Genomic DNA, 14,709 nt, shown 5'->3' on the forward strand with positions numbered 1-14,709 from the left:
ATAGCGGTTTTCAATTGGATGCAATACACGTCTGGTAGGGGCGCTTTCTCGCTCGCGCCCCTACAAATGTCATCCATACAATCGAGAATTGCTATAAATCACAGCAAGAATGCCAGCGTGTCCAAAAGTGGCTCAAAGATGAATTTAACTAGATTGTTTCTGCTTCAACTAAATTAATCTAGGTCAGCCAATAGTCTAAATGTGTAAATTTTACACATTTAGACTTGCTAATTTTGCTTTTACTGTTATAGCTACTTCCTTGCTATCTGATGTAGCTCGTTAGGTAAATCTCCGCCACGCTAGTTTAGGAAAGCAAAATTCATCTTTATTAACAGCAAGTTTTCCGTAACAGTTTTTGTTACGTATTTGTAAAATTTACTTTTTATCTTTGTCACCTCATATTCAAAAGAGCTGTAATGGAGATTTTAGTAATTGATTATGATGAATATTCTCTACTATTAATTGACGATTTTCTTACCTTGAACAATTTTCAAGTTCTGACTGCAAATAATGCTCGAACAGGTTTACAAATAGCTAGAGAACAACAGCCAAACTTAATTATTTGCGAACTCAATCTACCGAGGCTAAGTGGATACGAAGTTTTAAGAATATTGCGCAGCGAACCATCTACAGCTGGTATACCGTTTTGGTTTCTTTCATTTGAGGCAGACATGGCAACTCGTCGCCGTGCTTTACAACAAGGAGCTGACGGTTATTTTACTAAACCTATAAACTTAAACGAATTACTCTCGGCAATTCGAGATCGGTTTTGACTGCGATCGCCGAGTCGCCGAGACATTTTACGAAAAGCGATCGTATGCTGGTGAGAGCAGCTATGTATGAAGAGTCATCTTTCTAGAAAAGTGTCTTGTGAATCGCCCTGAATAGAGGAACCTGCAACCAACCCAACAGCACCATATTCGTAAGCCCCCACATCTGGCTTTCCATCAGGTATAGGCATGTTTATGCCTAACAAGGGAACCGCAGCGTCGATCGAAGGAGAATGACTGCGCAGGCGAAAGTTCCCTGTTCTCGGATTTACAAATTCCGAAGATACAACCCCTCCCCGATTATTCGAGATTGCAGCGCCACCACTCTTGTCGTAATATGTCGTTCCTGGCAACTGTGCAATATTGTTCGATATCCGGCTATTCTTCGTGCCACCACCCTTACCATTCCAGTTTCCGGCGAAAAAGACAGCCTTATCGTCATAACCCCAGAGGGTATTGTTATCTACAAAAACGTCCTTGATAGCGTGACCGTTATAGTGAATGAATATTGCCCAATTAATTCGCCCACCAGTATTAGTAACATTGTGATGGATGTATGCACCATGCGTTCCATCATCTAGATAAATTGCCATACCTTTTCCATTGTCAACAAAAGAAGTGTTGACTAAGCCAATGTAATTGTATGCAATGACACCACCCTCAAGAGTTCTCTTATCTGTCGGGCGATCGCAGAAATTGCAAATATAAATTCCCGATTGTCCGCTGTCAAGCAGTAGCCGCCCCGTGTCGGAGATGGAGTTATACACGATCTGGGAACGACGTATGCTTCCGGCATGAATCCCCGTGCCAGCACTCTTTCGCACTGTATTTCTGAAGATCCTATTGTCATTACCACTGACAATAATTGGAGCGCCCTGGCTGCCCCAAGCTAAGTCCTCAACAAAATTATTCTCAATGGTTGTGCGACTGCCTGATATTGAGATTCCCGCACCCCATCCGTGTCCGATATACGAATTCTTAACGGTATTATCGGAACCCGAGACAGAAATTCCTGGAAATGCCACATAGCCGTGACCGTTGTAATTTGCTTGAAAGGGAGAATGGTAGCGAAAGATCGAGCGATCGATCGTGCAGTTGACTGCATTCTCCATCCGCACGGAAGCACCTCGAAAGACGATGCCTTTGATTGTCACATTTTTGCGCTGACTCAGATCGAATCCCCACAGTCTTACTTGAGCTTCAACAAGCTTTGATGTCAGCATCTCTTTATTTGGTGGATAGATGTAAAGGGTTGAATTTCCCCAATACCATTCACCTGGCGCATCAAGTGCATTTAAGTGGTTGATGATAAAGCCTCTACCGCTGCCCTCAAATTCATGCCACGCAGGGTTAGAGATCGTCTCGGTAATTTCTGTTAGAGCGAGTTTGTTGCCACTAGAAGAAGCGATCTTGCCTATGTTGGGAGCATAAAAGTTATCTCCATTGAGTCCGAGGAAGTAGCCTCCATTCCAAAAGCCGCTAAATACGTTCATGCCGTTCAAAAACTGGACGTTTGCCCTTCCTCTACCATTGTTATTGACTTGTGTAGCGCCCCATGTTCTCGAATCGAGGTAATCGTTACCTACATTAGGATATCGGGCAAGAGAAAGATAGTTGCCTTGAACAAATACGGCATACACCTTTTTGGGCAGTGAAGTACGGAAGACATTATCTGAATGACGAAACCAATTGCTGACAAGATCTGTACCTGTCACTACAACCCGCTCTCCAGGCGCAGCCACAAAGGTCTGTCCGTCTTTCGGTATGACCGTTTCTCTATACACTCCTTGCCTAATAATGCACGTATCATCTGTCCCCATCGATTCGGCAGCTTTCTGAAGTGTTTTCCAGGGTCTTGCCATCGAGCCATTTCCTAATAAATCATTCCCTGACTTTGCATCGACATAGAAAGTAGTGATAGAGGCACTTTTATATGTGGATAATGTCAACATCAGCATAACAAGACCACAGAATAGTACGAGCTTAGAAACTATTTTCGATCTCATATAACTCCAGTTTTTGATATTTTAAAATCTGCTCGATTTTATCGTTAAGTTACATTTTTAGAGAAACTAGTTATATAGGGAGAATGCTTTGTTGAATTTTTGACATTTAGGCAGGCATTATTATGAAGAATAGACAGAATTATTAATGGCAAGCTCAAACCAGTTAATATTAAGGCAAAATCCATTAAAACAAATACAACAATATCCCAGAGATTGCTCCAGAAAACTTGACAATACTCTGGGATTATTTTCTAAGTAAATTAGCAGTTGTAGAATCTTTCTAAAAATAGACTTTCAGGCGAGATTCATACGTCAAAATCTATCTCTAGAGAATGCGGCTTCGCTCTAAATTTATGTTGGAAAGAAGTGTTAGAACCTAGCGTCTTATCCTTTTTCCTAACATAATTGAAGCTTTAAGAAAAACTATAATTATTTAAAACAAACTTGATTTGAAGGATGAGTCTATCTTTCTTAGTAGGAATATTTGCTCGGTGAAAACAAAACTGATCTTCAGCAAATCCCGACCCCGCTTCTCCACAAATATTGACAATTCTCTCACTACCGTAATAATTAATTAAATCTCGTTCAGATTTATCTCTATCTATGGACAACTGATATTGTAGCTTTTTCTGACTATGACTACCTTTCACATAGGCATGGGGACCGCTGTATAGATCTACATCTGTTAGATAAAACAGAAATTGCAAGCAGCGGTAATCATCCAGATCGTAATGAAATAATCCTTGAGCGAATCGCAAGCGCTCATCTAACTGTTCTACAGGAGTAGCAAAACTCCACCAGAGCATGGTACTTTTAAGAATAGGCTCGCCCACTAAATATTTTGCAGCAATTTGCCGTAACTTAGGGTCATCTCCTAACTTTTTAATTGCCGTACAAGATCGGGAAGGCTTATAATGATAGCCAAATAAGAACGGCTTTCCATATTTAGCCTCTTCTTCTTCTTTATTGCTGAGAGTGAAAGGAAGTTCAAATCTACCATTGCCCAAATAATAGGTTTGATTAGTAAATTCTAAAATTTCGCTTAATACATAATTTGGCAAATGAATTCCTAAGCAAACCCCATCTCGTCTTAGATTTTCCACAACGGAATCAACATCAATTTCCGTAAATAAGGAAGAGTCTGCCGTGGGAATAATAAGCTCTGGTTTACTAGCTAATAAAATCATTAGCGAGCGAATAATATGTATACGCCCAAAAATAAACATGAGTAGCCATTGAGGATTTTTGAATCCATGATCGGTATACTCACCTAGCCTTCGTTTAAACTTAAAATATAGCTTGTACCAGTAAGAATAAGAAATAGTTATGCTCATAGCGAATTCTAAATCTTTGCTACTTTGACTTAACTAGGAAAAATATAGTTGTCAATGAATATAGAAAACTTTCTTTTGAGATGCTACTGCAAATTACGAAAGTAAGCGATACAGAAAAAGTCAGAAAAGTTCAGTCCTTTTAATTACGATCGGTTTTAGTTAAGCTTTATTGAAAACCGCGATCGCAATGTTCGGAATTATTTCGTAATTTTGCTGAACTTGCCAGCTAGTAATGCTGAAAGTCATCCTAAAAAGCTGTAGCTAGACCTAAATATTTATCTCTTTCCTTCTTATTGTAGGCTGCTGTCTTCCTACCATTCAAAAGCTCAGCTTGTGCTTGAAGCATCATTTGTACAACAGCACTATCGTTGAGTTTATAATGCGCTTGCCATCCCAGCTTTTTTCTGGCTTTAGCGGGATTACCTTTGCTAACAGCAATTTCTGTTGGTCTGAATAAACTTGTATCTATTACAACACGATCGCGCCAGTCTAAGCCTACACAGGCAAAGGCTGCTGCTACAAAATCTTCTAATTTGCAACTTTCTCCGGTTGCAATGACGTAATCATCTGGCTGCCCTTGTTGTAGCATTAACCACATTGCTTTAACGTACTCTGGAGCCCATCCCCAGTCACGCTGAATAGAAATATCACCTAAATAAAGCTTTTCCTTACTACCTTTAGCAATTCGGTTAGCTGCGGATACAATCTTTTGAGTGACGAATCTCTCCGGTCGCAAAGGAGATTCGTGGTTGAATAGAATACCAGAACAAGCAAACAAATCGTAGGCTTTGCGGTAGTTAGCAACTTGCCAAAAAGCGGATGCCTTAGCTACGGCATAAGGACTTTTAGGGCGGAATGGCGTAGTTTCATCTGCTGCTTTGCCTTCAGTATCTCCAAAACACTCACTCGACGCAGCATTATAAAACTTAATGGGGCGATCGATAAAGCGTAGGGCTTCTAGTACATTTAAAGTACCAAGTGAGATGCTTTCAAAGGTTTCAACTGGTTGATCGAAAGAGAGGCTGACTGAACTTTGTCCTGATAAATTGTATACTTCATCTGGCTGAAATTTATTCAAAATTTGTAAAACACTACGAAAGTCATTTAGGGCAACGGACTCTAATTTCAATTGTTCGCGGATTCCCAGGCGTAGTAAATTTTGGAAAGAAGAAACTTGTGCGTCTCGTGATGTTCCACAAACAGCATAACCCTTATCGATTAACAACTGAGCTAGATACGCCCCATCTTGACCTGATACTCCAAAAATTAATGCTTTTTTCATAAGAAAACTTACTATTTTCCCCTGGAGAACTCAATCGCAAACTATATTTCAAAAAAAATTATGAGTAGTCGCAAGAATTAAACAATTAACAGCGATCGCAAATTTTTATGCTTTAACGTCCAAAGATTTATAAAAACCTGTTTTATAAGGTCGTTTTGTACAAGTTTTTACATTTTAATTGATCGCTATCAGCTTTAAAAGTCTCTAACATATTCCTCTATAAATTTACATTAATCAATACGGATAAGTTCAGGTATTTCATAGCTAAATAAATCGAGTCAAGACAATCGGAATAGAAAAAGCAAAAAGATACGTTTTTTGATGCAATTTGAGAATAGTTATATAACTGGCGATCGCATTAACTTTTCTATAACTTTTAAACATGAGATTTCATAGTCGTGCTAAACGCTACAGCGTCCTGATATCTTGGTATCTACAATAGCTCTAGTCAGACAATATTACTGAACTTTTCTAGAATGACAAAATTTGACTATTGAAGGAATATGTTGAAAAAGCGTAATTGTATATGAAAATTGCTATCTGGCATAACTTACCAAGTGGTGGTGGAAAGAGAGCCTTATATCATCACGTAAAAGGCTTATTGGAGCGCGGTCATACTTTAGAATCTTGGTGTCCTCCAACGGCAGACCAATCTTATCTTCCTTTAAATGAATTAATCAAAGAAAATATAGTACCACTTGCTCAGTCACCTATGAAAAGAAGGAGTAAGTTTATAAAACAGCCATTTTCACCTTATTTTCATGCGTTGAATAGCATCCAAGCGATGGATACACATTGTCAACAATGTGCTGCTGAAATTAACTGTGGTGGCTTCGATGTACTTTTCGCCAATGCCTGTACTTTTTTTCGCACGACTGCAATTGGTCGATATGTCAAAGTACCAACAGCTATTTATCTTCAAGAACCTAATCGGGAGCTATACGAAGCGATGCCAAGCTTACCTTGGGCAGCTATACCACCTCCGGCAAAGGCTTGGTGGTCGAATAGTTATGTCTCAGCATTTCTCAAAAATCTGATTCAGGTACAAGGGTATAGGCTTCAAGTTCGAGAAGAATTACAGAATGCGCGAGCATTCGATGTAGTTTTAGTTAATTCCCTTTTTAGTCGAGAAAGTGTTTTAAGAGCTTATGGATTAGATGCTAAAGTTTGTTATCTAGGAATTGATACCGAACTCTTTAAGCCATCACAAGTTCCTCGCAAGAAAATTGTCGTTGGTCTTGGAAGTATTTATTCTGGCAAAGGACTTGAGCGTGCAGTTCGCGCTATCAGCACAATACAGAAAGAAAAAAGACCAGATTTAATATGGATCGGAAATTTTTCTGTCAATAATTATCAGCAGAAAGTTGCGCAGCTTGCTAGAACTTTAGAAGTTAACTTCATACCCAAGGTGCGGATCGCTGATGATGAGATCGTCAAACTTTTGAGCCAAGCTTCAGTTATGATTTATACTCCTGTTTTAGAGCCATTTGGTTTTGCGCCTCTTGAAGCAAATGCTTGTGAAACTCCGGTTGTGGCGATCGCTGAAGGAGGAGTTAGAGAAAGTATCAAAGATGGAATTAATGGTTTTTTAATTAACGGTGACGATCCAATTCTGATTGGTAAAGCTATCTCTTCTCTTTTAGATAATCCTGATATAGTAGAAAAAATGGGCGAACGAGCTAGAAAATACGTACTAGAAAATTGGAGTTGGAAGCAAGCAAATGACTGTTTAGAAAATTATTTATTGAGCTTAATAGTTAAACGTTAGAAACCGCTCGGGACGCGCTCGGTTCTGCGGTTGCCTCGATCGCGCAAAGAATTACAAGCTATCTGCCTATCTGACACTGTTGCCAAGGTTCGCGAATGAAGTAAAGGGCATCGCGTCCTTGGACTTCCATACCACCTCGATTCTGCGTTCCCCAGCGATTGACAAATTTCTTGCCATTTTGACGACGTTCGACAGCAACTGTAAAGTTATTTCGTAATTCTCGATAACATCCTTCTATATTCGTCAGAGTTAAATCCAGTACCGGAATGTCGAATTTACCTACCGCTTTATTCACCACAAAAAATCCTTCATTGCCTCGTTCCATCAACAAGACAGTTGCGCTGTCAACGGCAGCTAAAGCGTTCTCCTTGACGTTGCCACCTACCTTAAGGCGTTGGCGCATAATTTGACGGAACTTGACACCAGTTTTGATGTACGGCGCATCAGCATTATCCCAGTTGAGTATTAAAGGAGTACCGCTTTCTCTGGCTAGTACGTAAGCTGTCGCCAGGTAGGAGTCAGAAGGATCGTCATAGGGGTTAATCGCACTAGAATTAATCTCCCGAATCGTATCGTGGTTTCTGCCAAAGGTAACGCTACGCGAGTCATCTATGGCTGTTGGCACTCGCAGCGATCGCAAATCTCCACTGCTAGTAAATGCTGCTTTCATCGAGTTGTAAAGGATAAAGTCTGTCACGGCAGCAATCCATTTGTAATCGTCCGCACGGGTGTCGCTATCTGTAATTACCTCCAGATAATTCCAGGTCTTGCCTTGACTTTCGCGATTAATATAATCGACGTACTCTTTAACAACATTTGCTGGCATGTGCTTGGCAGCGTCAAATCGAAATCCATCAATTCCCAGGTCAAGCAGTTTCTTTAAATGAGCCTTTTGAATTTTTTTCACATTGGCAGTATATTTTAGATCGGGAAGTCCCCCCAACCAACAATTCAGCTCCGAGTTTCTGTTTCCATCGCTATAATTGATATCACAGGGTTTCTTGCCAGGATTGCCTGGAGCAGAATGAAAATCATTTTGAGTCAGACCTGGAAATTTAGTTAAATCTTCAAAATTATCGCCACCACCTAAGTTAGCTGTATGGTTGAAAACAACATCAGCAATGACTTTAATTTGACATTTATGAGCTTGAGCGATTAACTGTTGTAAATCTGCTTGAGAACCTTTTCCTTCAATAACGTCATAATCTACGGGTTGATATCGCGCCCACCATTCTTGACTCGAATTAGATTTTTGGGCTGGAGGAATTTGGATGTGAGAGTATCCTCGATCGGCAAGTTGGCAGACAAATTTTCTGACATCATTATAGTTTTGATTAAAAGCATGAAAAATCGCCACTGGTTGTTCTGCTACTTGTGCCAAACCAGGTAAGTTAAAAGCTATGACTAGGGAAATCGCCAAGACAACAAATTTCTGGCAACGCATAAATTTCTAGAAAGCTAAATTTATTTAATTTCCACAGGTCAAAATCCCTTCTTGAGTGCCGTCGGCTTTCGCTTGTACCTCCACCTTGGGTTGCTGTCCTGGGTAGCATCGGACTAAAACTTTATCGCTACTACGAGTCAAGTACAAAACATAAACGGCTTGACCTTTTAACTTGGCTGGAACGAGTTGCGGCGGGGTAGGTGCAGTGGCGATCGCGGGTACTAAACTGGCAATGCCAAGAAATATAATTATTGCTCCGGCGATCGATCCTGAATAACGGTTGATTGATTGCAACATCGGTCTATCACCTTGACTAACAGTTTTGACTAAAGCCTTTTCATTCACTTTTTCGCTCTAAAAAACAGTAATTCATCCAGAAGTATACGATGCAAAATTAGCCAGCGATCGTATTCTTCATTAACAAACTTGGTGAAGACAAGATTGTCAACTGGCGCGATCGCTCCCGATATCTTGCTAAAATGTGACCACATAGCGATCGCTTTTTGGGAGTCAAAATGAAAAGCGTAGGTATACGCGAATTTAGGGACAAAGCTTCTTAGCTATTTAGCAAGTGATGAAGCGAATGCACAGAGCGCACGCTTCGCAAACGCGGTGAAACGTCACGGCAAGATCGTCGGATTTTATCTTCCAGTTAGGGAATCAGATGAAGCAGAAGTTCAAGCAGCATTGATGCGACTTTCCCGAACAGTGGAATCTGCTTTGATTCAAAGCGATCGGGATGAAGAAAAACTCAGCCAAGATTTGGACTTGTCTCAACCCGAATAGTATGCGCTTAGTTGTTGATACGAATATTTTGGTGTCTGAGCTAATCTGCAAGCGGGGACGAGATTTAATCATTCATCCAGAGGTAGAACTATACATGGCACAGATGGCTTAGGAAGAGACTTGTCATGATTTGGGTAAGCGGGTGGAGAGGATGGGACAAAAGGGAGTGTTTTCCCAGAAGATCGGGCAAAATCTATTAACTGAGGCGATCGCTTTAGCTGATTCTACTTTTGGTTAGCAATTATTCAGGCTATGGCATTTTGATAGAACGCTTGCATTTGAGCAAACCATTGCTGGCGTGATTCAGCCCAGGTATAAAACATATGTCCCCCTGGATAATGTTTCAACGTCAGATTTTGGCGAATTTCAGGATTGAGCTTCATCTGACTGACTAAATGGTTGGAGGCAAAATAAGGCGTAACCAAGTCAAATATTCCATGCGAGATCGACACCTGCATATATGGATTGAGCGTCATTCCCACCCGCAGGTCATCCACCGATCCTTGAAATCCTTGTTTCCAATCACCTTTGAAATCAAATTGCCAAGCTTTGAGCGTTTCTAAATTCAGCAGACGGTAGGTTAAATCAGTTTCCACACCTAAAGTCTGCCGCAAATGACTGTTAATTGCTCCTGTAAACAGTCGATCTAAGCCATCTAGCGTTGGGTCAGTGCCTTCGTAGGTCATGCGATCGGGAAACGGATCGATCGCCGTAATTGAAGCATCGTACAACCCGACGATTCTCTGGCGATCGCGCAACAGTTCCCTCGCAAAGACTTCGATTCTAATTCGTCCACCCAGCCGTTCGACAACCGACAGTGGTATTCCAGTTAATCCAGCCAACTGCTGATAAATCGCCTGACGCTCATCTTCAGGAAACGCCTCTCCCATTGCTAGCATTGGGATTAGACTTTGACGGGCAAATTGTTCGGCAGCAGCTATATGAGCTGGCAAATCTCCTCTTTGCCCAGCCCATTGCGCGCGATCGTGATGCGCTGCGGCGGCTGCTAGCGAGGGTAATACTGTTGCCCAAGTCGTCAGGTTATAATCGTTTGCTTCTAATAAGCTAAATTCTAAAGCTGGAGAGATCGAAATCGCGCCAGAAAGACCAACGCCAAATTCTTGTTGCAGCTGGCGAGCTAACTTAGCTACGCGAAAACCGCCATAACTCTCGCCCGCAATGAAAATGGGAGACAGCCAGCGGTGGTGGCGTGACAGAAACCGCACGATAAACTCGCCGATCGCTTTCAAGTCTCGCTCGACACCCCAAAATTGAGTTTCTTTGGATGAGTCTGGCTCGTTAGAATTAGATTTCTCATTCTTCTGCTCTGGAGTTTCTTTCTCTGGTGGCAAAACGCGGCTGAAGCCCGTACCGATCGGATCGATAAAGACTAAATCCGTAAAGCTCAACCAACTTTCAGTATTTTCTACCACTCGCACGGGTGGCTTTGGCAAACTACCGCGATCGCCAAAATCGAGGCGTTTGGGACCTAGCGCCCCCATGTGCAAATAAGCAGAAGCAGCTCCAGGTCCACCGTTGAAAACAAAAGTTAGCGGTCGCGGTGAAGCTGTATCAGTCTTGACGAGATACGCCACATGAAACATTTGGGCGATCGGTTTTTCTCGCTCGAATAACGTTTGCCACTGAGCCAAAGCTGTGTAGCTTATCTGTTGCGATGGCAGTGATAGTGTATGCTCGGTCTGACTGGATTGATGATTTACTGGTAGGTTAGATGTGTCGGACATATCAGGTGGCGATCGCATTGCACACATCACATGGTAGGCGATCGCGCGATCGTGAGTGAAAGATTTATCAGATGGAGAACGATCGTGTTGGCTCAATTACCAAATCCCATTACTAGTCCTGCTTGGTGGCAACTGATGAATTGGATTGCCGACCCAATTGGGTTTCAGGACAAATGCAGTCAAAAATATGGAGATATATTTACCATGCATCTGAGCGGCATCGGCTCTTATGTAGTCATTGGTAATCCGCAAGCAATTGGGGAAATCTTCAACCAAGATGCCAAATTTGATGTCGGTCGTGGCAATGCAATTGCAGAACCTTTAGTCGGGCGCAATTCACTCATGTTAGTCGATGGCGATCGTCATCGACGAGAACGAAAATTGTTAATGCCTCCTTTTCATGGCGAAAGACTACAAACTTACGCCAAACAAATCTGTCTGATTACCGAACAGATTGCTAGCTCCTGGCAAGTCGGTCAATCTTTTGTAGCTCGGACTACCATGCAAAAGATCAGCCTAGAGGTGATTCTACAAGTCGTTTTTGGCTTGAGTGAAGGAGAACGCTATCAACAACTAAAGCCCCTACTCACAGAATGGCTGGACATGACTGATTCTCCCCTCAAATCCAGCATGTTATTTTTACAGTTTTTACAAAAAGATTGGGGTGCATGGAGTCCTTGGGGGCAGATGAAACAGCGACAACATCACGTTCGCGCTTTGCTGCAAGCAGAAATTGAGGAGAGAAGAGCCAAAGATATCAAAGGGCGTGATGTCCTCAGTCTGATGATGGCAGCACGAGATGAAAACGGACAAGCAATGACCGATGAGGAATTAAAAGACGAACTACTGACGATTTTATTTGCTGGGCATGAAACCACAGCAACAACACTGGCTTGGGCTTTATATCAAATTCATCAACACCCAGATGTCCGCGATCGGTTGCTGCACGAACTAGATAGTTTAGGGGAATTAGCCCCAATGAAAATTGCTCAACTGCCTTACCTAAGTGCAGTTTGTCAAGAAACACTGCGGATGTATCCGGTGATTCCCGTCATTTTTCCCCGCATTACTAAATCGCCAACGAAAATTGCCGGATATTTATTTGAAGCCCAAACAGCCTTAATGCCAAGTATTTATTTAGTGCATTATCGGGAAGACTTGTATCCCAACGCTAAACAATTTCAGCCAGAGCGGTTTCTAGAGCGCCAGTATTCTCCTTCGGAATATCTTCCTTTTGGTGGTGGCAGTCGGCGATGTTTGGGATACGCTTTAGCTGGGTTAGAAATGAAATTGGTCTTGGCGACGATTTTATCCAAGTATCAACTTGCCTTAGTAGAAGATAAACCCGTGCAAATACAACGTCGTGGGTTTACGCTTGCTCCCAATGGTGGGGTAAGTATGGTAGTGAGTGCAAAATCTATTTAGAGTCACGGATAAACATTGATGGTATCCCGCAGGCGTTTGTCTTGTAAGTTGACTCCAATACCTTCAAGTGCTGTAATGTGCTGGGCAAACAACTCTAGCTTAGATTCATCTAAATCTACGTCAGGTAGCAGTGAATCTCGAATTTCCTCTCCTCGTGACTTGGGACGGTAGACTTGCCGAACAGCGCGAGAGATTTCTTTCATTAAAAACTCGTCGGTGAGTGGACGTATGAGGTTGAGGTCAAGATGGGAGCGGATCGACCTGTCGAAAGATCGACGGGAACTGAAAGCGTGCGATCGCGCTCGCAGACTCTAGGTTTTGGCTGAAGGAGAGGGCGAGATGCCTGGCTGCGGTCGCACTACCACTCTGATGACGCTCGGCTACGACCCGCAGAAGCAGCGGTACGTGAGGACGTGGATCGGGTCGATGATGACATACCTCTGGGTGTACGACGGTGGCGAACTGGACTTGGCTGAGACGGTGCTAAGGCTCAATTCTGAGGAACCTTCTATAGACAACCGTTGCGGCTCGATTGCTTCCATTTCGGCTAACAAACGAGTGGCAGCACCGACAGAGTGTTTGAGAAGATGACAGTGAGTATCCATACTCGCTTGTTGATATTCAACACTGCGAGGATGCACGGCTAATGCAACTTTACTTAGATACTGCGTCGCGTGGTAAAAATCTAATACCTGGCTGTGGGTGAGTGGCACAAGACACGTCCAATTCTCTGGTGCGCCATCGGCTAACCCTTGATAATGAGCATGGGGATATAATCGCTTTACCTGTTCGACTTCTCGTTGCATCCGTAAAAAAATGTCTCTCGCCCATGTTCCGGTGCGGCAGCCATATAGGTGGTGTGTTGACGTTCTCCTAAAGCATGGAAATTTTCATAACCTAGCCAACTGCCAAAGATAGTCATTCCTAATAACCCAGACCCAACCAGCCAAGGAATTGCTTTTTGATAGCGATTTTGTTCTTTTGGCACGGTTTTAGCGAATATAAGCTATGGGGGTGAATTATCGAGCGCACGTTCGGCTGGCACAATAGTTCGCTTTGACTTGTCGCGTTTTCGCAAGCGCCACATGATAAAACCCGTAACTAATAGGATGGTAGGAGATAAACCAACGAACAGATAGAGAATACGAGAGGGTAGACCGGCAAAAGTGCCAAAGTGTATGGGTACGAATGAGTCAAATATTCGATCTGCCAAAGATTTTTCCGTTGGTACGTCTACCTTCACGATCTCACCACTAAAGCGATCTATAGAAGCAGACATCACAACCTGGTTTGGTAACTCTTTTGCTATGCGAATTACGCCTTCAGGTTTGGTGGGAAAATAAATTGAGCTAATTTCACCAGGGGGCAGCGCAGCACTAGCTTTTTGTAGTAATGCTTCTGTAAGCTGTATGGGGGCTTTATCTGCGGCTTTAGAGACGAGTTCTACTTCTTTGGGTGGCTGTGGACTGAAGGTGAGTGCATAAATGACTGGATTCATCCATGTAGCAAAGTTCCAGATAAACCCAGTCAACATTGCCATTGCCAGAAAGATTGCAACGATAATGCCAACAACTTTGTGTAAATCGTAATTTAGCCTTTTGGTGGTGGCATTCCACTTAATTTTGAATCCAGTTGCCAATTTGCGCCAACCAGACCAAAGCACAATCCCTGTTAGGCAAAGAATTGTTGCCAGTAACCCAACAATGCCAGCTACGTAAGCACCCCACTCACCACCTAGCAGGTTGATGTGGATATCGTACAAGAAATCGTTATAATCATTGTTCTGCGGACTGCCGAGAATTGCTCCGGTATAGGGATGAATGCGGGCAGTCGTCCACTTGTCTCCTGCTGCCCACCACCACGCCGTGACAGGTTTCGCGAGTTCTTTGGGTATTGTCAGGCTTTCGAGAGTCAGTTGGGGAAACATAGCTTGCGCTTTAGTCACGAGAGTGGCGATCGCCAGACGTTCTTGATCTGGGGCGATCGCCACTTGCCCTGCAAATAAGGAAGTTTGCCACTCATCCAAAATCAACAAACTGCCAGTCATGCCGATCGTCGCTGCTAGAATACCAATTGCTAGCCCAATGTAACGGTGGGCGACAAATACAACATCTCGAATTCGTTTTGTTTTCATTATCAAATTCTCCGT

The 14,709-nt window shown here is 42.6% G+C and carries 15 protein-coding genes; 6 read left to right on the plus strand and 9 right to left on the minus strand.

From position 1 onward, the window contains the following. Positions 1 to 416 precede the first annotated feature (416 nt). Positions 417 to 773, plus strand: coding sequence for a PleD family two-component system response regulator (locus C7Y66_RS11535; RefSeq protein ID WP_106545690.1), 357 nt, complete (start codon positions 417 to 419; stop codon positions 771 to 773). A gap of 74 nt (positions 774 to 847) precedes the next feature. Here C7Y66_RS11535 and C7Y66_RS11540 read toward each other — a convergent pair whose 3' ends face one another. The 3 genes from C7Y66_RS11540 to C7Y66_RS11550 all read right to left on the minus strand — a co-directional run bounded on the left by C7Y66_RS11540 (position 848) and on the right by C7Y66_RS11550 (position 5,392). Beyond that, positions 848 to 2,632 (minus strand): right-handed parallel beta-helix repeat-containing protein, encoded by a 1,785-nt coding sequence (locus C7Y66_RS11540; RefSeq protein ID WP_146149777.1) that lies wholly within the window; start codon positions 2,630 to 2,632, stop codon positions 848 to 850. 557 nt (positions 2,633 to 3,189) lie between these two features. Beyond that, the gene (locus C7Y66_RS11545) at positions 3,190 to 4,110 is read right to left on the minus strand and encodes a hypothetical protein (protein WP_127023917.1); all 921 of its coding nucleotides are present in this window, start codon (positions 4,108 to 4,110) and stop codon (positions 3,190 to 3,192) included. A gap of 247 nt (positions 4,111 to 4,357) precedes the next feature. Continuing rightward, positions 4,358 to 5,392, minus strand: coding sequence for a GDP-mannose 4,6-dehydratase (locus C7Y66_RS11550; protein ID WP_106545692.1), 1,035 nt, complete (start codon positions 5,390 to 5,392; stop codon positions 4,358 to 4,360). A gap of 526 nt (positions 5,393 to 5,918) precedes the next feature. On the opposite strand from C7Y66_RS11550, the gene C7Y66_RS11555 reads away from it, so the two are divergent. Then, positions 5,919 to 7,160 carry a glycosyltransferase family 4 protein gene (locus C7Y66_RS11555; RefSeq protein WP_106545693.1) on the plus strand — a complete coding sequence of 414 codons (1,242 nt, stop codon included), beginning with the start codon at positions 5,919 to 5,921 and terminating at the stop codon, positions 7,158 to 7,160. Between the two features lie 58 nt (positions 7,161 to 7,218). Here C7Y66_RS11555 and C7Y66_RS11560 read toward each other — a convergent pair whose 3' ends face one another. After that, positions 7,219 to 8,604: an alpha-amylase family glycosyl hydrolase gene (locus C7Y66_RS11560; RefSeq protein ID WP_106545694.1), complete on the minus strand. Its 1,386-nt coding sequence runs from the start codon at positions 8,602 to 8,604 to the stop codon at positions 7,219 to 7,221. A gap of 24 nt (positions 8,605 to 8,628) precedes the next feature. Further along, complete coding sequence (locus tag C7Y66_RS11565) at positions 8,629 to 8,949, minus strand: hypothetical protein (protein WP_106545695.1); 321 nt, start codon at positions 8,947 to 8,949, stop codon at positions 8,629 to 8,631. A 267-nt stretch (positions 8,950 to 9,216) separates the two neighbouring features. Here C7Y66_RS11565 and C7Y66_RS31770 point away from each other — a divergent pair, with 267 nt between their 5' ends. Next, positions 9,217 to 9,390, plus strand: coding sequence for a hypothetical protein (locus C7Y66_RS31770; RefSeq protein ID WP_199197377.1), 174 nt, complete (start codon positions 9,217 to 9,219; stop codon positions 9,388 to 9,390). Positions 9,391 to 9,635: 245 nt separating this feature from the next. Here C7Y66_RS31770 and C7Y66_RS11580 read toward each other — a convergent pair whose 3' ends face one another. Further along, positions 9,636 to 11,135, minus strand: coding sequence for a S10 family peptidase (locus tag C7Y66_RS11580; protein WP_370143933.1), 1,500 nt, complete (start codon positions 11,133 to 11,135; stop codon positions 9,636 to 9,638). A gap of 84 nt (positions 11,136 to 11,219) precedes the next feature. Here C7Y66_RS11580 and C7Y66_RS11585 point away from each other — a divergent pair, with 84 nt between their 5' ends. Continuing rightward, on the plus strand, positions 11,220 to 12,560 hold the full coding sequence (locus C7Y66_RS11585; RefSeq protein WP_106545715.1) for a cytochrome P450: 1,341 nt from the start codon (positions 11,220 to 11,222) through the stop codon (positions 12,558 to 12,560). Between the two features lie 2 nt (positions 12,561 to 12,562). Here the strand turns inward: C7Y66_RS11585 and C7Y66_RS11590 are convergent, their stop codons facing one another. Next, the gene (locus C7Y66_RS11590; RefSeq protein WP_106545696.1) at positions 12,563 to 12,763 is read right to left on the minus strand and encodes a hypothetical protein; all 201 of its coding nucleotides are present in this window, start codon (positions 12,761 to 12,763) and stop codon (positions 12,563 to 12,565) included. A 42-nt stretch (positions 12,764 to 12,805) separates the two neighbouring features. Here C7Y66_RS11590 and C7Y66_RS33375 point away from each other — a divergent pair, with 42 nt between their 5' ends. Both C7Y66_RS33375 and C7Y66_RS33380 read left to right on the plus strand, forming a co-directional pair. Further along, the gene (locus C7Y66_RS33375) at positions 12,806 to 12,886 is read left to right on the plus strand and encodes a hypothetical protein (RefSeq protein ID WP_370143934.1); all 81 of its coding nucleotides are present in this window, start codon (positions 12,806 to 12,808) and stop codon (positions 12,884 to 12,886) included. A 43-nt stretch (positions 12,887 to 12,929) separates the two neighbouring features. Beyond that, positions 12,930 to 13,151 carry a DUF1579 family protein gene (locus C7Y66_RS33380; protein ID WP_370143935.1) on the plus strand — a complete coding sequence of 74 codons (222 nt, stop codon included), beginning with the start codon at positions 12,930 to 12,932 and terminating at the stop codon, positions 13,149 to 13,151. Between the two features lie 190 nt (positions 13,152 to 13,341). Here the strand turns inward: C7Y66_RS33380 and C7Y66_RS31780 are convergent, their stop codons facing one another. Together C7Y66_RS31780 and C7Y66_RS11605 are read right to left on the minus strand one after the other, a co-directional pair. Beyond that, complete coding sequence (locus C7Y66_RS31780) at positions 13,342 to 13,548, minus strand: hypothetical protein (RefSeq protein ID WP_199197380.1); 207 nt, start codon at positions 13,546 to 13,548, stop codon at positions 13,342 to 13,344. Between the two features lie 18 nt (positions 13,549 to 13,566). Beyond that, entirely contained in the window at positions 13,567 to 14,694 is a 1,128-nt protein-coding gene (locus C7Y66_RS11605) for a PepSY domain-containing protein (protein WP_158265907.1), read from the minus strand. Positions 14,695 to 14,709: the final 15 nt, after the last annotated feature.

It is taken from the genome of Chroococcidiopsis sp. CCALA 051 (assembly GCF_003015105.1).
Taxonomy (GTDB): Bacteria; Cyanobacteriota; Cyanobacteriia; order Cyanobacteriales; family Chroococcidiopsidaceae; genus Chroococcidiopsis; species Chroococcidiopsis thermalis.